At 35.1% G+C, this 19,851-nt stretch carries 23 protein-coding genes; 13 read left to right on the top strand and 10 right to left on the bottom strand.

Translation table 11 applies throughout. The features are described from left to right. The first annotated feature begins 102 nt into the window (after window positions 1-102). The 9 genes from recA to QSJ81_RS10775 all read left to right on the top strand — a co-directional run bounded on the left by recA (window position 103) and on the right by QSJ81_RS10775 (window position 8,751). The gene (gene recA / locus QSJ81_RS10815; protein ID WP_038670725.1) at window positions 103-1,155 is read left to right on the top strand and encodes a recombinase RecA; all 1,053 of its coding nucleotides are present in this window, start codon (window positions 103-105) and stop codon (window positions 1,153-1,155) included. After that, entirely contained in the window at window positions 1,139-1,606 is a 468-nt protein-coding gene (locus QSJ81_RS10810; RefSeq protein ID WP_285717763.1) for a regulatory protein RecX, read from the top strand. Before recA ends, QSJ81_RS10810 begins: the two co-directional genes overlap by 17 nt. Before the next feature lie 298 nt (window positions 1,607-1,904). Next, entirely contained in the window at window positions 1,905-3,443 is a 1,539-nt protein-coding gene (gene rny / locus QSJ81_RS10805; protein WP_084159812.1) for a ribonuclease Y, read from the top strand. A 139-nt stretch (window positions 3,444-3,582) separates the two neighbouring features. Continuing rightward, on the top strand, window positions 3,583-4,098 hold the full coding sequence (locus QSJ81_RS10800; RefSeq protein WP_285717405.1) for a hypothetical protein: 516 nt from the start codon (window positions 3,583-3,585) through the stop codon (window positions 4,096-4,098). Window positions 4,099-4,141: 43 nt separating this feature from the next. Beyond that, complete coding sequence (locus tag QSJ81_RS10795; protein WP_285717404.1) at window positions 4,142-4,927, top strand: TIGR00282 family metallophosphoesterase; 786 nt, start codon at window positions 4,142-4,144, stop codon at window positions 4,925-4,927. A gap of 109 nt (window positions 4,928-5,036) precedes the next feature. Continuing rightward, window positions 5,037-5,297: a stage V sporulation protein S gene (locus QSJ81_RS10790; RefSeq protein WP_007934279.1), complete on the top strand. Its 261-nt coding sequence runs from the start codon at window positions 5,037-5,039 to the stop codon at window positions 5,295-5,297. A gap of 95 nt (window positions 5,298-5,392) precedes the next feature. Next, a complete protein-coding gene (locus QSJ81_RS10785; protein WP_285717403.1) occupies window positions 5,393-6,901 on the top strand; it encodes a leucyl aminopeptidase in 1,509 nt (502 codons plus the stop codon). Then, window positions 6,891-7,703 (top strand): PHP domain-containing protein, encoded by an 813-nt coding sequence (locus tag QSJ81_RS10780; protein ID WP_285717402.1) that lies wholly within the window; start codon window positions 6,891-6,893, stop codon window positions 7,701-7,703. Before QSJ81_RS10785 ends, QSJ81_RS10780 begins: the two co-directional genes overlap by 11 nt. Before the next feature lie 223 nt (window positions 7,704-7,926). Then, window positions 7,927-8,751, top strand: coding sequence for an Asp23/Gls24 family envelope stress response protein (locus tag QSJ81_RS10775; protein ID WP_285717401.1), 825 nt, complete (start codon window positions 7,927-7,929; stop codon window positions 8,749-8,751). A 22-nt stretch (window positions 8,752-8,773) separates the two neighbouring features. Here the strand turns inward: QSJ81_RS10775 and QSJ81_RS10770 are convergent, their stop codons facing one another. Beyond that, the gene (locus tag QSJ81_RS10770; protein ID WP_285717400.1) at window positions 8,774-9,175 is read right to left on the bottom strand and encodes a DUF6173 family protein; all 402 of its coding nucleotides are present in this window, start codon (window positions 9,173-9,175) and stop codon (window positions 8,774-8,776) included. A gap of 102 nt (window positions 9,176-9,277) precedes the next feature. Beyond that, window positions 9,278-10,249 carry a tyrosine-type recombinase/integrase gene (locus QSJ81_RS10765; protein ID WP_285717399.1) on the bottom strand — a complete coding sequence of 324 codons (972 nt, stop codon included), beginning with the start codon at window positions 10,247-10,249 and terminating at the stop codon, window positions 9,278-9,280. Between the two features lie 190 nt (window positions 10,250-10,439). Between QSJ81_RS10765 and QSJ81_RS10760 the strand changes: the two genes are divergently transcribed. The 3 genes from QSJ81_RS10760 to QSJ81_RS10750 all read left to right on the top strand — a co-directional run bounded on the left by QSJ81_RS10760 (window position 10,440) and on the right by QSJ81_RS10750 (window position 11,506). Then, window positions 10,440-10,685 (top strand): AbrB/MazE/SpoVT family DNA-binding domain-containing protein, encoded by a 246-nt coding sequence (locus QSJ81_RS10760; RefSeq protein WP_285717398.1) that lies wholly within the window; start codon window positions 10,440-10,442, stop codon window positions 10,683-10,685. A gap of 44 nt (window positions 10,686-10,729) precedes the next feature. Continuing rightward, entirely contained in the window at window positions 10,730-11,113 is a 384-nt protein-coding gene (locus QSJ81_RS10755; RefSeq protein ID WP_285717397.1) for a PIN domain-containing protein, read from the top strand. Window positions 11,114-11,302: 189 nt separating this feature from the next. Continuing rightward, window positions 11,303-11,506: a hypothetical protein gene (locus QSJ81_RS10750; protein WP_285717396.1), complete on the top strand. Its 204-nt coding sequence runs from the start codon at window positions 11,303-11,305 to the stop codon at window positions 11,504-11,506. Between the two features lie 109 nt (window positions 11,507-11,615). Here QSJ81_RS10750 and QSJ81_RS10745 read toward each other — a convergent pair whose 3' ends face one another. Further along, window positions 11,616-11,924, bottom strand: a complete 309-nt coding sequence (locus tag QSJ81_RS10745; RefSeq protein ID WP_285717395.1) for a LysM peptidoglycan-binding domain-containing protein — start codon at window positions 11,922-11,924, stop codon at window positions 11,616-11,618. A 189-nt stretch (window positions 11,925-12,113) separates the two neighbouring features. Between QSJ81_RS10745 and lexA the strand changes: the two genes are divergently transcribed. Beyond that, entirely contained in the window at window positions 12,114-12,734 is a 621-nt protein-coding gene (gene lexA, locus QSJ81_RS10740; protein ID WP_285717394.1) for a transcriptional repressor LexA, read from the top strand. A gap of 108 nt (window positions 12,735-12,842) precedes the next feature. Here the strand turns inward: lexA and QSJ81_RS10735 are convergent, their stop codons facing one another. From QSJ81_RS10735 to QSJ81_RS10705, 7 genes are all read right to left on the bottom strand, one after another. After that, the gene (locus QSJ81_RS10735; RefSeq protein WP_285717393.1) at window positions 12,843-14,084 is read right to left on the bottom strand and encodes a methionine gamma-lyase family protein; all 1,242 of its coding nucleotides are present in this window, start codon (window positions 14,082-14,084) and stop codon (window positions 12,843-12,845) included. Beyond that, complete coding sequence (gene hflX / locus QSJ81_RS10730; protein ID WP_285717392.1) at window positions 14,081-15,880, bottom strand: GTPase HflX; 1,800 nt, start codon at window positions 15,878-15,880, stop codon at window positions 14,081-14,083. The genes QSJ81_RS10735 and hflX overlap by 4 nt, the downstream gene beginning before the upstream one ends. Window positions 15,881-16,129: 249 nt before the next feature. Next, the gene (locus QSJ81_RS10725; RefSeq protein ID WP_285717391.1) at window positions 16,130-17,494 is read right to left on the bottom strand and encodes a VanW family protein; all 1,365 of its coding nucleotides are present in this window, start codon (window positions 17,492-17,494) and stop codon (window positions 16,130-16,132) included. Between the two features lie 413 nt (window positions 17,495-17,907). Then, entirely contained in the window at window positions 17,908-18,486 is a 579-nt protein-coding gene (locus QSJ81_RS10720; protein ID WP_285717390.1) for a hypothetical protein, read from the bottom strand. Next, the gene (locus QSJ81_RS10715) at window positions 18,467-19,072 is read right to left on the bottom strand and encodes a P-loop NTPase family protein (RefSeq protein WP_285717389.1); all 606 of its coding nucleotides are present in this window, start codon (window positions 19,070-19,072) and stop codon (window positions 18,467-18,469) included. The genes QSJ81_RS10720 and QSJ81_RS10715 overlap by 20 nt, the downstream gene beginning before the upstream one ends. Continuing rightward, on the bottom strand, window positions 19,069-19,392 hold the full coding sequence (locus QSJ81_RS10710; RefSeq protein ID WP_285717388.1) for an AAA family ATPase: 324 nt from the start codon (window positions 19,390-19,392) through the stop codon (window positions 19,069-19,071). Before QSJ81_RS10710 ends, QSJ81_RS10715 begins: the two co-directional genes overlap by 4 nt. Window positions 19,393-19,587: 195 nt before the next feature. Next, complete coding sequence (locus QSJ81_RS10705) at window positions 19,588-19,749, bottom strand: Spo0E family sporulation regulatory protein-aspartic acid phosphatase (protein WP_285717387.1); 162 nt, start codon at window positions 19,747-19,749, stop codon at window positions 19,588-19,590. Window positions 19,750-19,851 lie beyond the last annotated feature (102 nt).

The raw sequence follows: 19,851 nt of genomic DNA, 5'->3' as shown, positions 1-19,851 counted from the left end.
TATATTCTTCTTTCGTCGAATTGAATAAATAGTACATTTATGACTATTGACAATACGAACAAATGTTTGTACAATGAAAGTAACAAGGGGGATGATAAATTCATGGAAAAATCAACATCATCAGATAAACTACAAGCTTTAGAAAGTGCTGTACGAAAAATCGAAAAAGATTTTGGTAAAGGTTCTATTATGAAGCTAGGTGAGGCCGCTGCTAGAATGAATGTAGAAGTAATTCCAACTGGTGCATTACCACTTGACATTGCTCTTGGCATTGGCGGTGTCCCCAGAGGTAGAATGATAGAAGTATATGGACCTGAATCATCAGGTAAAACGACGGTAGCTCTACATATGATTGCAGAGACTCAAAAATCTGGAGGACTTGCAGCTTTTATTGATGCCGAACATGCCCTAGATCCTGTTTATGCTAAAAATCTTGGTGTTGATATTGATAATTTGCTTATCTCCCAACCAGATAACGGTGAACAAGCTTTAGAAATATGTGAGGCTCTAGTAAGAAGCAATGCAATTGACATGATCATCATAGATTCAGTTGCAGCATTGGTACCTAAAGCTGAAATTGATGGTGAAATGGGTGATTCTCATGTGGGCTTACATGCGAGACTTATGTCCCAAGCATTGCGTAAATTAACGGGTATTATCAGCAAGTCTCGAACAATTGTTGTTTTTATTAATCAAATTCGTGAAAAAGTTGGAGTTATGTTTGGTAATCCTGAAACGACTACAGGTGGACGAGCTTTAAAATTTTATTCCACAATAAGATTAGAAGTAAGAAGAGCCGAAAGTCTTAAACAAGGAAATGATATCATTGGTAATCGTACTAAAATTAAAGTAGTTAAAAATAAGGTTGCCCCACCATTTAAACAAGCGGAATTTGATATTATGTATGGCGAGGGAATTTCCCATGAAGGATGTTTAGTTGATATTGGTACCCTTTTTGATGTAATCAATAAAAGTGGAGCATGGTATTCATATAACGATACTCGTCTTGGTCAAGGACGTGAAAATGTTAAAGAATTCTTCAAACAAAATCCTGATATAGCTAGTGAAATTGATAAAAAGATTCGAGAATTATTATTAGTTGAAAAAAGTAAAGTTCCCGTTGCTGATTTATTAGATGATGTCTCAATTGACTAGTCAGAAAGATGTTTGGCAAGCTTCATTGCATCTTATCGCCCGTCGTCCTCATAGCGAATACGAATTGCAACAAAAGTTACATTATAAAGATTATAGTTATGATTCTATTGAAAATGTCATACAGCGCTTACGAGAATATGGGTATATAAATGATGATGAATTGGCGAAAAATTTATTTAATAAATACATGCAAGCTGGCAAGTATAGTTTAAAACAGATTACCTTTAAGATGAAGCAACGTGGAATACCAGATGCTATTATACACAATATAATTTGTGCTTGTGATAAAGAAGAATGGCAGTCTGCCCTTAAAATAGTAAATATTCGATTTAAAATTATGGATGCTACTACTAAAGAAAAGATTTATCGATATTTAGCTACTAAAGGATTTTCATCAAGTAGTATCAGTAAAGTTATACAACATCTTTATCAATCTGAAAATAATTTCTAATAAACATAAAATGATTTGGCTTGTGCCAAATCATTTTTTATTTTTATTCAAATTTCTTTAAATACAAGCTTTTTACGCAGTTTTTTTGCATTTTTGTTTAATCTCAGCAAGAGACATAAGGGATAACTTGACACTACTTTGAAAAACATTTACAATTGAATTAATCAATTGCATATGCAATTGTAATACTTATCCAATAAAACCAATTACTGTAGGGGAGTAATTGTGAAATGCTTTTAAGAGCTGTGTAAATTTGCCAGCTTACCCTTAATATTATTTGAATAAAAGGAGGTGTAAGATTATATTTGAATTTATTTTAACAACGGTACTTGTTGCTATCTTGGGCTTCGGCATAGGCTACTGGATACGCAAAAAAACTGCTGAAGCAAAAATAATCTCAGCCGAAGAGGCTGCTAAAAAGATAATCGTAGAAGCAGAACGCTCAAGTGAAGTTAAGAAAAAAGAAGCACTGGTAGAAGCTAAAGAAGAGATTCACAAACTTAGGAGTGAATTAGAGCGGGAAACTAAAGAACGACGTTCAGAACTTCAACGTTTAGAACGACGCTTAATGCAAAAAGAGGAAAATCTTGACCGGAAAGTTGACTCCCTTGAAAAAAAGGAGGAAATTATCAGCCATAAAGAGGCTGAATTAGATAAAAGTCAAGAAATAATTAATACTTTATATGCCAAACAACTTGCTGAATTAGAAAGATTATCAGGATTAACATCTGAAGAAGCTCGCAATTTACTATTAGCTAATGCTCGAGAAGAAATTAAACATGAAACTGCTATGATGATTAAAGAATTAGAGCAACAAGCAAAAGAAGATGCTGATAAAAAAGCACGTAATATCATTTCTTTAGCTATTCAGCGTTGTGCTGCAGACCATGTTGCAGAAACTACAGTTTCTGTCGTAGCGTTACCTAACGACGAAATGAAGGGACGTATTATCGGACGTGAGGGACGTAATATTCGAACATTAGAAACATTAACTGGTATTGACCTCATTATTGATGATACTCCTGAAGCTGTCATATTATCTGGCTTTGACCCGATACGTCGTGAAGTAGCTAGAATTGCTTTAGAAAAATTAATTGCTGATGGACGAATTCATCCAGCCCGTATTGAGGAAATGGTTGAAAAAGCCCAAAAAGAAGTGGAACAAAGAATCAAAGAAGCTGGTGAACAAGCAACCTTCGAAACTGGGGTGCATGGACTTCACCCTGAAATTATTAAGCTTCTTGGTCGCTTAAAATACCGTACAAGTTATGGACAAAATGTACTTAAACACTCTATTGAAGTCGCTCACTTAGCAGGTGTTATGGCTGCAGAATTAGGTGTTGATGTTATGTTAGCTAAACGAGCCGGACTTTTACATGATATTGGTAAGGCTGTCAATCATGAAATGGAAGGATCCCATGTTGAATTGGGTATGACTTTAGCAAAAAAATATCGTGAGTCACCTGAAGTAGTAAATGCGATCGGTGCACATCACGGTGATGAAGAGCCAACTACAGTCCAGGCAGTTTTAGTTGCTGCTGCTGATGCAATATCAGCCGCACGTCCTGGTGCTCGTAGAGAAAGTCTTGAAAGTTACCTAAAACGTCTTACAAGACTAGAAGAAATAGCAGAATCCTTTGAAGGTGTAGAAAAATCTTTTGCTATCCAAGCTGGTCGTGAAATTCGTATAATGGTTAAACCTGATAAAATAGATGATTTAGCCTCGGTTCGCCTGTCTCGAGATATTGTCAAGAAAATAGAAAATGATCTTGAGTATCCTGGACAAATAAAAGTAACTGTAATTCGTGAAACTCGTGCAGTTGACTACGCTAAGTAAATAACAAATAGTAAAACGACCTTACCTTTAAGGTCGTTTTACTATTTGTTCCATATATTTCCAAGAGGAGTTCAAATGGGCTTTAGAGAATATGTACATTTAATTAATATTCTATTATTACTATTGGACGGTGATTTTTATGCCTAAATATAAAAAAAATAACGAAGAAGTCTCAGATGGTGTCAATTTATTAATCTCTATACTTGTTCGCTATCCTGAAATTGGTACTATTAGCTTTGATCCACAAAATAATTGGTTAAAGCTAACTTTTATGTTATCTGCAATACCATCCCAACTTGATTTTTCGAATGCCAAGCGGCTATTAAAAAGCAGTATTATTGCTTATACTACACTAGAAGGTCTGCCACTAAAAACTGCTGATATACAATTAGATGTTTTTGAAAAAGTTGCTATGCTAAGTATATTTAGAGATGTACATACTATCTCTAAAAACGAAATTGCCTTACTTATTGCTTTATTAAGAAAAACGTTTAAAGATTTAATTATCGACTATAATGATTCTCTACTAGAAGAAGATTTGCTACTGCAAGAAGAAGTAATTGAAGATATGCTGACAAATTTAAAAACACATTATGATGAAAATCGATTAATTGGCATACGAGAAGATGGCAGAGTCTTAGTCTTTAACAAGTAAATAATATCATTTCTATTAAATAGTTTTAATTGGAGGATTACAAGTGAATATTATGATGATTGGTGATATTTGTGGTCAACCTGGTAGGCGTACTGCTGCTCATTTTATTCCTCTATTAAAAGAAAAATATAATTTAGATTTAATCATAGCGAATGGTGAAAATTCAGCTGGTGGGGTCGGGATTACGGCGAATGTATTAAAGGAACTCTTTTCAATGGGTATTGATAGCATTACAACAGGGAATCATGTTTGGGATAAAAAAGAAGTGTTTGATTTTATTGATTTAGAATCGAATTTAATTCGTCCAGCGAACTATCCTCCTGGCACACCTGGTAGAGGCTATCACATATTATCTGTTCAGGGACGGAACGTCGCTATTATTAATCTCCTAGGTCGCGTATTTATGCCCCCAGTAGATTGTCCATTTCGTACTGCCAGTGAAATTTTATGCGAAATTAAAGATACCTGTGAAGTTATTATTGTAGATTTTCATGCGGAAGCTACTTCGGAAAAATTATCGTTGGGCTGGTATTTAGATGGGCAGGTGTCATGTATTGCAGGAACCCACACACATATTCAAACTGCAGATGAACGTGTTCTACCACAAGGTACTGCTTATATCTCTGACATTGGCATGGTAGGAACTTTAAACTCAGTATTAGGGGTAGATAAAGAACCTGTAATAAAAAAGTTTTTAACAGGACTGCCAACTAGGTTTACTGTTGCTACTGGTAATGAATCAATTTTTTGTGCAATTATAATAAAAGTTGATCCTATCTCAAATAAAGTAAGTGAGATTACACGAATACAAGAAAATTTGAAATTTTAAATTTATTTCTTCAATATAAAAAAAAGGAATTTTTTGGGTACACGACGAATACTGATATAATAAGGACTTTATCATTTGCTTTCTAACTAAAAGGAGGGTACTAAAAAACATGGAAGTCTTAAAAGTATCAGCAAAATCTAACCCGAATTCTGTAGCAGGTGCATTGGCTGGAGTGCTAAGAGAACGAGGCGGCGCCGAAATGCAAGCAATTGGCGCAGGCGCACTTAACCAGGCAGTAAAAGCAGTAGCAATTGCAAGAGGATTTGTAGCACCTCATGGTGTTGACCTTATTTGCATCCCTGCCTTTACTGACATTTTAATTGATGGTGAGGAACGAACCGCCATGAAACTAATAGTCCAACCGCGATAAATAATTAAAACCTGTTCTAAAGAACAGGTTTTAGCTATTTTATTTGGGGTACAATAGTATTATGTACATATAATAATTTAACATGGAGGTTTGCAATGGAAATAGTAGTAACAAATAACTCAATAACTAAGATCTCATGTGATACTTTGATCATTCACATATTTAAAGGCGTTGTAGAGCAAAATGAGTATACAAAGCTAATTGATAACGCATTATCAGGTCACATAAGCAACATTATATCAGAGAACTCTGATTGTAGTAAGTATGGCGAAACTACTATTATTCATACCTTTGGAATACTTAACGCTAAACATGTTGTGCTACTTGGTATGGGAGAAAAGGAAAGTTTAAGTATTGATAAAATAAGAGCGCTATCCGGGATTGTTGCGCGTGTAATAAAGAAGATACATTCTATATCTATTGCCATGATTCCCTGTGATTTAGTTACGGAAAAGAATGATATTCAAAAGATTGCACAAGCCCTTTTAGAGGGCGTGATCTTAGGAATGTATCAATTTAATTACTATAAAACAAATAAACCTGAAAATGCAGACATTCGAACTTTATTCCTCATCGAGAATGATGCTAATAATGCGTCTTTCCTGAAAAAGGGTATCCACAATGCTGCTATAATCAGTGAAAAGGTTAATCTAGCCCGTGATTTAGTTAATCACCCAGCTCAGTATATGACGCCGACTAAAATGGCTATTTGTGCGCAAGAAATTGCCCAACTAAGTAACGTTGAATTTTCAGTACTAGAAAAAGAAGATATGGAAAAAGAAAACATGCACGCTTTACTGGCGGTCACTCGAGGCAGTGTTCAGCCTCCTAAAATGATTGTTATAAAATATATGGGAGATAGAACTAGTAAACAAATCACAGCGTTCGTAGGAAAAGGTGTCACTTTCGATAGTGGTGGCATTTCTATTAAACCAAGCTTAAATATGGGTGAGATGAAAAGTGATATGGCAGGTGGGGCTGCAGTATTAGGTGCCATGGCAGCGATTGGAAAGCTTAAACCCCAAATTAATATTATTGGGCTTATTCCTTGCACCGAAAATATGCCTGACGGAAATGCCTTTAAACCTGGTGATGTGATTTACTCAATGAGTGGTAAAACCATCGAGATTATTACTACAGATGCCGAAGGAAGGCTTATTCTTGCAGATGCTATTACTTATGCTAACAAGTTAGGTGCCACTCAAATCATTGATATTGCCACCTTAACAGGTGCATGTGTTGTTGCTCTGGGAAATGTAGCTTCTGGCTTAATCACTAATAATAGTACTCTTTGCCAACAAGTACTACATGCAGCAGAAGATGCAGGAGAAAAAATGTGGGAATTACCAAACTTTCCTGAGTACAAAGAGCAACTGAAAGGTACGATTGCTGATTTAAAAAATTCTGGTGGACGTATGGCTGGAGCAATTACTGCTGGATCATTTATTGAAGAATTCGTTGAGAATACTCCTTGGGTCCATATAGATATTGCTGGTACTGCATATATTGAGAAAGAAGAGGGCTATAAAGTTAAAGGTGCTACAGGCGTAGCTACAAGAACCTTAATACAACTAGCTCTAAATATAAGCCAACATGACAGCTGATTTACATATTCATACAACAGCTTCTGATGGACATCTCTCACCTCAAGAAATTCTTAAACAAGCTATTGAGGCTGGCCTTTCCTATATTGCTATCACAGACCATGATACCGTTGATGGTTTAATAGAAATAAATTATACAAAAGTTACCACCATTGGTATTATTCCTGGTATAGAGTTTAGTACAGATTTACCAACAAATGAAGTACACATCTTAGGTTATCAGATTGATATAAACAATTTTGAGTTACGTAACCATTTAGAAGTTTTAGTTACCCATCGTCGCAACCGTATAAAACAAATGGTAGAAAAGCTTAACCATTTAGGTTATAATATTGATTATTTACGTGTACTAGAAATAGCGCAGCAAGCTACCTCTATCGGCAGGCCGCATCTTGCTAAGGCACTAATAGAAAAAGGCTATTTTGCTAATGTTTCTGATGTTTTTACGAAGTTATTAGATAAAAATGGACCAGCCTATGTACCTCATTATAAACTGACACCACTACAAGTCATCAATTTAATAAAAAGGGCCGGTGGTATTCCCGTTTTAGCGCATCCCGGTTTGATTGGAGATGACAATATTGTTTTGGATCTTATCGCTGCTGGCATTCTAGGACTGGAAGTATACCATCCTACACATACAGAATTTCAAGTGAAAAAATATTTAAATATGGCGACTGATCATCAACTGCTAGTAACAGGCGGTTCAGATTTCCATGCCATTCCCACTAGATTTCCTGAAAAACTGGGGGTATTTACGATTTCAGCATCGCTAGTAAAAAGGTTACAAAAGTCATTTTGACTTGTTCTATAACTACAAACTCCCCCGAGATGAATAATAAAGGGGGAGTTTACTATACTTAATTAGCTAAAATAAATATAAGAATTTACCTTTTAATAAGTTTTGTACTATGATCTAAAGAATAAGAATAAAAAACTTTTCTTTACTTGACAACATCTTAAAAGATGTTTATTTTTATTTATGAATACTTATCGCCATATATAAAATAATAGGAGGCTACCCGATGGACATCATCGCACTAGTGGGGCCAAGTGGCACTGGAAAAAGTCATAGAGCATTAATTGTCGCACATGAACATCATATTGATACAATTATTGATGATGGCTTATTAATTAAGGATAGTAAAATTATTGCTGGTCACTCTGCTAAAAAAGAAGCCAGTAAAATAATGGCTGTTAAGCGAGCAATTTTTATGGAAGAAGATCATGCGCAAGAAGTACGAAAGGCAATCAAAAATGTAATGCCAACACGCATTTTAGTTTTAGGAACCTCGATCAATATGGTTGAGAAAATTGTTCATATTTTAGAATTACCTAAGATTAGTAAAGTAATTATGATTGAGGATATCGCTACGCCTGCAGAAATTGCTAAAGCTCGTGAAAGTAGATTAAAAGAAGGCAAACATATCATTCCGGTACCAACAATAGAATTAAAACCCCATTTTTCAGGATATCTTATAGACCCCTTAGATATATTCTTCAAGAAGCCTAAAACACGACGTCGCAAAATTGGTGAAAAGTCAATTGTTCGTCCAACCTTTAGCTATTATGGCAAATTACTTATTTCCGATGCAGCAATTGCGACTATCGTTGATCACGTAGCTACAATTGTTCCAGAAATACCCAATACCAGTCAAATAAATATAAAATATTCCCCTGATAAAGAAAAAGGCATTTCCATATACTTAGATATAACTGTACAATATGGTAATTCTCTTTGGGATATCACATATCAAGCCCAAAGGCGTATCAAATCGATGGTGGAGCAAATGACCGGACTAGTCGTAAAAGAGGTTAATGTATGTGTAAAGCGACTTAGTTTAGAATAAATACTAGTATAAGTAATCCCTCTTACTTGCGAGGAGTAAATCCCATATACTCAGGATATCCTTCTTTATATCTAAAAAATTCTGAGCAAAATCCTATTGGACGTTTGGGAACCTCGGGATTCTTACGTTGTACAGCTGTCAGAAGAAAATTAATTTGATTAACATGTTGGATTAATTGAATAGCTGACCCATCTGGCATTTCTCCATAAAAACATATTAATTTTGGATTAAAATAACCGATACTATGTACTGTAAATTGTACTGTTTGGCCAAAATTTACTAACTTAACTCCAACTTCTTGCTCTTGATTAAGACTCTTATCAAATTCATCCATATAATGACTTAGTTTTTTATAAAAATCACTTGCAAGCTCTTGTTGGTAATTTTCTTGTAATCCCTCATTTGTATCTTCCGATTTGCTCATATTATATCCCCCTTTTTTATTATTATATTGATCATATAACCTCATAATGCCATTTTATTATAGAGAAAAGCGTCCAAATTTGGACGCTTTTTTCTATAATTTCTATAACCCAAGTTTTGTGGAAGCGTTATTCTTAAAAATATTTTGTTTTCTAATATACTCGCGCACCATTTCTACGCTTCTATGGCCTGTCTGTCGCATAATATCATCTAATGATGCTCCATTCCCAGAGGCCTCCGTAGCAAAACCAGCTCGTAAACTATGACCAGAGTATTGACCTTCTAAGAGGCCGATTTTTTGTACATATTCTTTTACAATTCTAGCTACGGAATGAGGGGATGCCAACCTTTTTTTAGATACTTGACCATGTTTATTAATTTGACGGAAAAGCGGCCCATTCTTTATTTGAGCAGCCTCTAACCAATCTTGCAAGGTTCGCACTGGGCACGTATCTGGATTAGAACCATAAGCAATTCCTTTTTCCATTCCAGCACCTTCTTGGTCCGTTTTTGAACGACGCAGTAACACTCTAAGTCCTTCCCTCGTAAAACGGACATCCTCTGCATCCAATGAAATTAATTCCGAACGACGAAAAGCACCCGAAAAACCTATTAATAATAAGGCACAGTCTCGAAGACTTCTTAGGTCCCTCTTTTTATCACAAATTAGCTGTAAATCTTCAGATAATAAAGGACTTTTTTTATTGCGCATAATACCTAACTCACGTTTAATACCTTTTACAGTATCAATGACCATTTTTGCTGTTGTTGGCGAATCATAACCCGCAGTGGCATGCGCTTGGCTAATTGTACTCTTCTGACGAGAAATTGTGCTGGGCTTCTTCTTTTGCGTAAATAAGTAGGATAAATATGCAACCACCGTTTCAGGCGTTGCTGGTAAAGCTGATACGCCCTCTGTCGCACACCACTCAGAAAACATTCTCCAATCGGAAGAATAGGCTTTCGTAGTATTTTTAGCCTTCGAGCTTATAATTAGTTTTTTTCCTTGTTCTATGTATTCGTTGTATGTTTCTGTAGCAATTTCTTTTTTGTCATACGTAGTAATAATATTCATATTTTTATTCCTTTTCGTATTTTTCAATGTTCGATAATCTTAAATTATCGAACATTGAGTTTTTATTTAATTTTATGTCATTAATTAGAAAAAGTCAATAAAATAGTAAGCGACATTGAAGAATTCCTCTTTTTATGATAGACTACATTTAAATTTAAAATTACTACTACTGCGAAAAGGAGATTGAAGTATGAATTTTTCCTGCAAAGTAAACCCAAAAGGGCAAATAACAATTCCGTCAGATATACGAAAAAAGTTGGAAATAAACGAAAATGATATATTAATGGCAAAAGTTACAGAAGAAGGATTCATTTTATTAGAGGGGAATCCGAAAAAGATAAGCAAGGATAAAGATATGTTATTTTGCATACTTGAAGAGACGTTTGGTAGTTTTAAAAAGAGGGAGGAAGGCCATTCAAACGAAGAAAATTCGTAGTAGGAGATACTTATTTAAGCTATAAATATAAAGGGAGTTATATTATGAACAAAATTCTAATTGATACATCCATTTTAATATCGCATTTAAATGGTCGCCAAGCAACCACTGATTTTTTGCGTACACTCGCTCATAGCGATTCTCCTTTGCCTGCAATTTCTGTTATTGGAGAGATGGAACTATATACGTTATCTCAGGCAAGTCCAGAATTAATAAGCAAAATCCTCGCAACTGTGGAAGTCATCCCTTTATCTTCAACTATAGCACAGAGGGCTGGAGTATTTAAGTCCAATTTCCCTGAGATGACTACTGAGCACGCAATTGTCGCTGCAACAGCGCAAGAATATGGTTTTACTTTAGTGACCATGGATCTAAAAGCATATAAGATTATTCCGGGCTTAATTGTATTTAATATACCTAATGAATAGATAAAAATTACAAACAAATAAATAACGCTTTACTACATGGTAATCACGTGCAACAAAATCCTGAAGTTCAGATTATTACATAGTTTCCTATACCCACTCAAATAGAACTTGCATAATATTGGAAAACGGATAATAAAATACTACATCCCAATAATTATTATATAATTCTGAAATTTTAGGAGGGTATTTATGAAAAAACAATTATGGTGTGAACATTCAGAGAAAATCTCTAAATATGTAATCGTGGATTATCAGTTTGAAGATAATACTAAAGAATTAAAAATACAATCATGGCTCTGCCCAGAGTGTGGCGTACATGGAGCTAGGACAGAGCTTGTAAATTCATCATCTACAGAACAGCAAATTGAAGAAGTCTCTTATAGAGAGGTTTGACGATTATTGCTTTAATATGCTATATCATATAATGTTCTAATTATTCTTTCTAGTTTACATAATTAAGAGATGGAAATCGGACAAAAAGAGAATTAGCACAACCAATGTGCTAATTCTCTTTTTGAGCATACTTAATATCTTTTTGTATAACGGGGATCTTCAATAACTGCCCTGGATGTATTTGCGTATCATTATCTAACTTGTTAAGATACTTAATTGCTGCGACTAAGTGACGTATGTCATCTTTATCCGTGACGTATTTAGAGGAAATCGTCCAAAGTGAATCTCCATTATGAACATCCACGGTTTGATAAGAAGTAACAGCTAAATATTTATTAGAAAATGTGAAATTATTATCATACGATAATGCAATTATAGTTAGAGCGATTATAAACCACATATTATTTATTTTAAACACAACTCAGCACCTCCGAACAAATGTTTGCTTTATATTTAGATTTTACCATAGAACCTATGTTCGGTCAATCATAAAACTAGTATAAGACGAACAAATGTTTGCGGATTATAGTAATAATTGTTATAATGATAATATTATTATAATTATTACTATAATCGTTAAAAACGAATATGTTTAGGAGATGAAACTATGGATAATGAGGATAGATTAACAACTAGGCAAAATCAAATTTTATCATATATTAAGGATACATTGCATAGCAAGGGTTACCCCCCATCCGTAAGAGAAATAGGTAAAGCCGTTGGTTTAAGTTCTAGTTCAACAGTACATAGCCACCTAGCTAAAATTGAAGAAATGGGATTTATTCGTCGTGATCCCACAAAACCACGCGCCATTGAAATACTAGGCGCCATTCCATGGAGGCAAGACGTGTTTACTTCTGTGCCATTAGTTGGTCGCGTTACTGCTGGTCAGCCTATATTAGCAGTTGAAAACATCGAAGAAACCTATGCCTTACCAAAAGCATTAATCGGAAATAATGAAGATGTCTTTATGCTCGTAGTGCAAGGAACCAGTATGATTAATGCAGGTATTCTGGATGGAGATTATGTGTTAGTTAATAAACAAAAAACTGCCAATAATAATGATATTGTAGTCGCTTTGCTTGACGATGAGGAAGCAACTGTAAAACGTTTTTTTAAAGAAAAAGATTATATACGTTTGCAACCTGAAAATGATAGTATGTCTCCTATTTATTCGCGTAATGTCTCAATTTTGGGAAAAGTTATCGGAGTATTTCGGAGCATATAACATTTTACTCAATAATTATGCAGGAAATTAAAAGGCAACCATCCTTAATAATAAGATGGTTGCCTTTTGTGTTAATTAGCCTTTATCATAAAAACTTCTTTCTTGTTACTATAATTTAAAAACTTCAGCTGCCGCTCCCATGATTCCAATCATAGCATGTTCAAAAGTGAGGCCACCTTGTAAATATACTATATATGGTGACCGTAGAGGTCCATCGGCACTTAACTCAATAGAGGCGCCTTGAACAAAGGTACCTGCAGCCATAATGACTGCATCCTGGTACCCTGGCATAGCACTTGGCTCTGGACGTACATGAGCATCTACTGGTGAATATTTCTGTATGCCTTGGCAAAATGCTACCAATTTTTCAGGTGAATCAAGTTGGATTGCTTGAATGATATCACTACGTTTTTCTTCGGGTAATGGTAATGTATTGTAACCTAATAAAGAGAAAAAGATAGAAGCAAATATAGCTCCCTTTACCGCTTGGGCTGTGGTATGAGGCGCCATAAATATACCTTGAAATAAAAGTCGATTATCAACAAGGGATGCACCTAACTCACTGCCAATACCTGGTGCCGTCATACGATAAGCCGTTTGTTCGACTAATTCTTTTTTCCCAGCTATATACCCACCTGTTGGGGCAATACCTCCTCCAGGGTTTTTTATAAGCGATCCAGCCATAATGTCTGCGCCAACAGCTGTCGGTTCCAGAGTATCAACAAATTCGCCATAACAATTATCTACAAAACAAATACAATCTGGCTTTATTTTCTTTATATGAGCACATAACTGACTAATTTCGTCAATTGTCAGCGGGTCGCGCATACTATAGCCTCTTGAACGCTGGATTAAAACCATTTTTGTATTAGGTTTAATTGCATTAGCGATGTTATCCATATCTACCCCACTATCTATCATGGGAAGTTCAGAATAACTGACTCCAAATTCTTTCAGTGAACCTGGTGAGGAGCACGTATGGCCAATTACTGTTTGCATCGTGTCATAAGGTGCCCCTGTTACTGATAAAAGTTCTTGGCCAGGACGTAATAGGCCAAATAGTACCGTCGCTAAAGCGTGAGTGCCCGATACAAACTGGGTGCGTACGAGCGCTTTTTCTGCACCACAAATATCTGCCCAAATATCTTCCAGCTTTTCTCTTCCTGCATCATTATAGGCGTAGCCTGATGTAGTGCGGAAATGATAGTCAGATAATTTGTGTTTACGAAATATTTCTAAAACCTTACTCGTGTTCTTTTCGGAAATTTCATCAACAATGGAAAATAATGATGATGTTTGTTCTAATGCTTTTTTTCGTATAGCTAAGATTTCTTCTGGAAAAGTTGTCATGATAATTCTGCTCCTATTGCATATGTACTAAAATAACTCATTTGATCAGGTGGCAATGAAATAACTACATAAATTCCATCTTCACGATATTCGGTCGAGTGGACGTTCGCTATGTCATACAATTTTGCTATTACACCACTATCATTATATGGTATAAGTAAATGCATTTCGATTGTTTGTTGCTTTATAAAATTTTCAATTAATAATAATAAAGTATTAGTGCCTGTTCCTGATAGTGCAGAAATTATAACACTATTTTCTTTTTTTAATAACTGATCCTTTATACTTTGATCCTCTAATTTGTCCCCTTTATTAAAGACAGTAATTAATTGTTTCGTATCTACTTTTAATTCACGTAGCACTTGGTATACTGCATGACTCTGTTCTTGATATTGAGGATGACTGGCATCAATTACATGTAACAGTATATCTGCTTGTATCACTTCTTCTAATGTTGCACGAAAAGCGGCAATTAACTGATGCGGGAGCTTTTGAATAAAGCCTACAGTATCAGTTAATAATGCTTGTTGGCCATTAGGTAAAGTGATATGCCTAGTTGTTGGGTCAAGCGTTGCAAACAACTTGTCTTCAGCTAAAACATCAGATGCTGTTAGAGTATTAAGTAAAGTTGATTTTCCTGCATTCGTATAACCAACTAAGGCTACTGTTGGAATACGCGTATTCTCTCGACGTTTGCGATGTAAATTGCGTTGTTTTTTTATCTGTTCTATTTGTTGTGTAATATCGCTAACCCGATCACGTATTCTTCGTCTATCTACTTCAAGTTTGGTTTCCCCAGGACCTCGAGTACCAATTCCACCACCAAGCCTAGATAATACTAACCCTTGCCCACCCAGTCTTGGTAAATTATATCGGAGTTGTGCTAGTTCAACCTGTAATTTCCCCTCATGAGAACGAGCACGTAAAGCACATATATCTAGAATTAAGGCTGTACGATCCAAAACTTTAATGCCTAATGCTTTTTCCAAATTTCGTTGCTGAGCAGGCGATAATTCATCGTCAAAAATAATAAGATTTGCATTTTTTTCTTGGCGCAGTAAACTTAATTCTTGCACTTTACCACGCCCGATAAACAATGCTGAGTCTGGACGCTCCCTTTTTTGCCATGTCATTCCTAGTACTTCTGCGCCAGCAGTCTCCGCAAGTTGAGCTAATTCTTTCAGCGAATCAATAATTGCCCATTTTCCTTGTTTCTCTAATCCAACTAATATAGCTCTTTCGGTTTCTTCAATAGCAGATGTCTTCGTATTTAAGTCTAATTGCCGTTCAATCTGTGCTGTCAAATAAGTGATATCAAGCTCAATAAATTCTTCTAGAGATAACGGACCAACTGTTTGAGTATTAAAGTTGTCCTTCTCTATATTAGTAATAATACCAAATCCAGCTTGAATAACCCCGTCTTTACTACCAAGCGCTGCCATTAAATCAAAACGCATTTCTTTTAAAGAAGCTACATCAACCCCACTTAGCTCTGTATCGCCACTAGGATGAGTATGAATACAGCGAATACCGCTCAAACGGTTACTCGAGCGACGCCCGTCGATTTCAGGTAGTACGACAGTATATATGTCACCAACTGCTACACAAGTGATTTGCCCACGCCTACTAATATATATAGCAATTTCACGATTTAGGTCTGTTGTAAGAGTAACCATTTGTTGCGCGAGTTCAGATGTTATAACCTGTCCAAATGGGATGGTAAATTCATATAACTCTTCTAACCTATTTAAGATACTTTTGCGTATTCCGGCAATTTCCCCATATATTTTTGACAAATATATCACACTCCAATCATTAAATCTTGTAAACTGGCAAACATCATAAATGACTACCACTATTTATAAGACAATATAGATTATACTACAGATTGCTACAGACAAGTAGTAAAAGGTAAATTCTTTATCTAGCTATTTTATTATTAATAAGCCTCACTATACTTATGCAATTTTATTAATAAATAACTAAAATAAAATATGCCTCCCATTCAATTCTGGAAGGCATATTTTATGTAATTACTCATTGCCTTATTTTGATAATATCTTAGTACCGATTCGTATTACTTTATCTTCTGCTTGAAATTCGTCATGCGCCAAAAATTCTTGCTTACTTTCATGCCCATTGGTAACTTTAACTCTATAAGTTGTGACTTCAAAGCCCTTCTGCCCTTCAGATTCTACCACTTGTTTTCCCAACTCAAGGTTAGAGTCTTCTTTAAAAACAGTAGTAGGCTCTATAACCTTTTCATTAGCCCCAATAATCCTAATACCCGTAAGGGCAGGATTACTTTTACCAAAGATATAAATGGTTATCTCATTATTAGAAGCTTCACTTGAAATGTAAATATTACTGTTACTAGTATTTTTAAATTTAAAGTCTAGAAGATTGTCCGCAACAGCAGCATCCCGCCCTAAAGGAACATAACTTGGAGGATGAAAATGTGACGTACGTTCTTCAATACCCATATCAGCCAGCAATGCTGCATTATATAGAGTACTACTTACTTGACAGACCCCTCCACCCCAATCCAGTACTAGCTTACCATCAATGAATACAGGAGCTTCTTGATAACCATATTCTGAAAGGCGTTCTCCCACATACTGATTAAAGGAGAATGTTTCGCCAGGTCTTACTAAGATATTATTAATATTCTTAGTAGCTATGGTAATGTTTTTTGATCGATTTTCATTATGTGAATCAAACTGCGTAGTATATACGGATAGTAAACTATCTATTCCAGATAAATCTTGTGATAAAACGGAAGGTGGTAGCTCGTTAACTACCAGTTCAAGTGTAGCAGGAATTTTAGTATTTAATACTGTGCTTAAAGCAGCTAACGTTTTTTCTAAATCAACATTATAACCAGTTCTTTCAGGAAGAATACTAATTTTAGAATTTTGATATAACAGTGAAGAACTTTGCGGATTACTGTATACAGCATCTGCAATACCCTTTGCAACATCCTGTAATTTCGCTTGGTTATACTGTAATGCCAACGGTATGGTGCTCCCATAATGAATTGTACGGTATCTTTCTTGCACACGATTCATTATATTTCCAACCCGGCCAACATTATAAGCTTGCCGAGCAAGCTTATCCGCATCAATGTCTAAATCAATATCTTTAGCCCCGATAGGCCACCTTTTTGTTTTATACGTTAAATAAATTGGAGGGGCGGCAATTTGTTTCTTGAAGTTTTCATTAATTTTTTTTTGGGCTTCTTCAATGGATAGTCCTCCTACTGGAATATCACCAACTAAAATGCCATCATATATTTTATCCGATATTGTAAATGCCGCATTAGCAGCAAGGAATCCTGTTGAACTAAATAAGGTAATGATACCGAGGAAGAGTGCAATATTTCGCGTACGTTTGTTAACTAAAAAGTTCATCTGTTCATAACTCCATTCAACTACTGTATCTGCTACAAGAAGAGTAAATACCTTACAAGAATTTACTTATAAAGAGCTATTCATAATATATGACATAGATTTATAGAAACTTATTGTATGATGTTAGAAAACACCTACAGATTAAATTATATGTTCAATCAAAAATTCCTCTTTTTATTGCACACTCTTAAACAAACTAATTTCATTTTGTATTGTTTCCTTAATTTTTGTCTAAGTATATTTTTTTTAGATCCATTACACAATATACAATAGCCCCGCTCCAGGGATTGCTGCCTTAACAATATAGGTATACTTACCTCTAATTGCTTTGTTTGGTGGATAACTTTGTCATGTTTACCCCAAACATACCCTACTAATAATGCACTAACGACTACTATCAATATTAGTAACACTTATGCCCTCCCCCTCTGATAGCACCAAACGGTACCATAAAAGATAACTGTACCCAAAAACACAGGAAAGAACAAATGTTCGTCAACCCACCAAGATGCAAGTATGCTTACTACAAATAACAGGAAACATTCCACATTCCCTAGGCGGTGGGCCCAATTACGATGTCCAGACAACTGATCAATATGGACATCTATAGAATCGTCAAATAATTGGATTGATAAAATGAATAAAACTGAGAATACCATGGTCTTCCAACCCCAGAAGAAAATTCCTATTATAAATACTAAAATCGATTCTTGTATGCCACTGAGGCGGCTGGGAAATTGCTGTTTTAAATCATGAAACATGCCAATAATATAACTAGCAAAAAATAAAGAAGTACTTACTGAGACATTTAAACAGACTGCACAGGCCATGAATAGCATGCTATATATCATGGTTCCTTTCCCAATATCTTTTGCAAAATTGTAATTTGTGTCAATCTCTTGGTCCAAAAAATCATCGGCCAGTTTAATTGCAATGGCACAAAATATTACAGAGAAAGTTGTGCCGATGAATTCAAATATTACGGGCGACACAACTCTTCACCTCTTTCAATCCTTGACTTAATAAAGCTGAAATCGGGATAATTGTAGCTTTAGGAAATATACAAGACAGCTTAGTAAGATTATCTTTAGCATAAGGAATATCTGTCTTATTGGCCAAAATAATGTATGAATTCTGGATGATGCCATAATTGTATATTTCATGGTCTATAGTACTAGAACCATTCATGTATTCTTTAGATATATATGATAAGTCAATAATATGAAAAATAAAATCTGCACATCGCATTAGGCTCAGAGTCTGTGCCATTCCACGACGAACTGCTACCTCATTATGTATTTTTTCACCAATCCCACAAGTATCATTGAGCCTAAAATTTACTGCCGTTTTTCCAATTGCAATTTTAAGTACTAATGATTGCAGCGTTCTGGTTTTATGTAATGTATTGCTACATAATTCTCGCCTTGCTTCTTCAACTGAAAAATGCTTACAAGTAATTAAATCATCATAACTCCGAAAGGTTATATCTACTGATTTACTGCCGATATAAGAAGCAAAATTGAGCGTAAACATTGTTTTTCCTGAATTTGGGCGGCCAACGACAATAAGATCCCTCACTCTTTAACCCCCTTTAAATCATCAGGCTCAATTTGGATTAACTCCTGTCTAGTAATATTACCTTTAGCCATTAGGCGTACGGCTTGATGACGAATTGCTTGCTCAATCATATTACGGACCGTCCGGGCATTGCCAAAGTTTTCATCAATGTTACTTTGTTGAAGCAAAAGCTTTAATAAAGCGACTTGTGTATCGGAAGATAATGTATATTGACGTTTTGCACAAATTTGTTCGGCAATATGTAACAACTCTTGTTGGTTATAGTCTGGAAAATCTATATGGATTGGAAAACGAGAACGTAGACCTGGATTTGTTTGCAAGAAATTTTCCATTTCTTTTTGATAACCGGCTAGTATTAGAATAATTTCATTTTTATGGTCTTCCATTGCTTTTACGAAAACATAGAATTAAATATAATTTTGACTTATGCAATAAGAAACTATTCTTCCAATTGGAAGGATAGCACTAAAATCTTTGATATTTTTTTGAATAAAAGAAAAAGCCACCAAAGTGACTTAACGTTTTAAACGATAAAATTCATTCACCTTATTGTCCAATGATTGACTTGCACGGATCGCTTCTGGTGAGTTAATTCCTTTTTTGCTAGCAATATCATGGAGTTTATTACGCAACTGTTCTATTTCTTCCCATAATTCTTTGATTTCTAAATCAGTCATGCCAACGCCTCCCACTTCGTCTAATCATATAATATCTAATAGGAATTAAGCTTATAAGTGATTTATATCAATACATTTCGGGAAGAAGAAAAATAACGTTTT

The organism is Pelosinus sp. IPA-1 (genome assembly GCF_030269905.1).
GTDB lineage: Bacteria > Bacillota > Negativicutes > DSM-13327 > DSM-13327 > Pelosinus.
Note: the sequence above shows the minus strand (reverse complement) of the source record. Positions and strands in the feature narration are given on the sequence as shown.

Excerpts from the sequence above, each read along its gene's own strand:
- recA (WP_038670725.1), top strand. The coding sequence starts at position 103 with ATGGAAAAATCAACATCATCAGATAAACTACAAGCTTTAGAAAGTGCT.
- QSJ81_RS10810 (WP_285717763.1), top strand. The coding sequence starts at position 1,139 with ATGTCTCAATTGACTAGTCAGAAAGATGTTTGGCAAGCTTCATTGCAT.
- QSJ81_RS10800 (WP_285717405.1), top strand. The coding sequence starts at position 3,583 with ATGCCTAAATATAAAAAAAATAACGAAGAAGTCTCAGATGGTGTCAAT.
- QSJ81_RS10790 (WP_007934279.1), top strand. The coding sequence starts at position 5,037 with ATGGAAGTCTTAAAAGTATCAGCAAAATCTAACCCGAATTCTGTAGCA.
- QSJ81_RS10785 (WP_285717403.1), top strand. The coding sequence starts at position 5,393 with ATGGAAATAGTAGTAACAAATAACTCAATAACTAAGATCTCATGTGAT.
- QSJ81_RS10780 (WP_285717402.1), top strand. The coding sequence starts at position 6,891 with ATGACAGCTGATTTACATATTCATACAACAGCTTCTGATGGACATCTC.
- QSJ81_RS10775 (WP_285717401.1), top strand. The coding sequence starts at position 7,927 with ATGGACATCATCGCACTAGTGGGGCCAAGTGGCACTGGAAAAAGTCAT.
- QSJ81_RS10770 (WP_285717400.1), bottom strand. The coding sequence starts at position 9,175 with ATGAGCAAATCGGAAGATACAAATGAGGGATTACAAGAAAATTACCAA.
- QSJ81_RS10765 (WP_285717399.1), bottom strand. The coding sequence starts at position 10,249 with ATGAATATTATTACTACGTATGACAAAAAAGAAATTGCTACAGAAACA.
- QSJ81_RS10760 (WP_285717398.1), top strand. The coding sequence starts at position 10,440 with ATGAATTTTTCCTGCAAAGTAAACCCAAAAGGGCAAATAACAATTCCG.
- QSJ81_RS10755 (WP_285717397.1), top strand. The coding sequence starts at position 10,730 with ATGAACAAAATTCTAATTGATACATCCATTTTAATATCGCATTTAAAT.
- QSJ81_RS10750 (WP_285717396.1), top strand. The coding sequence starts at position 11,303 with ATGAAAAAACAATTATGGTGTGAACATTCAGAGAAAATCTCTAAATAT.
- lexA (WP_285717394.1), top strand. The coding sequence starts at position 12,114 with ATGGATAATGAGGATAGATTAACAACTAGGCAAAATCAAATTTTATCA.
- QSJ81_RS10735 (WP_285717393.1), bottom strand. The coding sequence starts at position 14,084 with ATGACAACTTTTCCAGAAGAAATCTTAGCTATACGAAAAAAAGCATTA.
- QSJ81_RS10725 (WP_285717391.1), bottom strand. The coding sequence starts at position 17,494 with ATGAACTTTTTAGTTAACAAACGTACGCGAAATATTGCACTCTTCCTC.
- QSJ81_RS10705 (WP_285717387.1), bottom strand. The coding sequence starts at position 19,749 with ATGACTGATTTAGAAATCAAAGAATTATGGGAAGAAATAGAACAGTTG.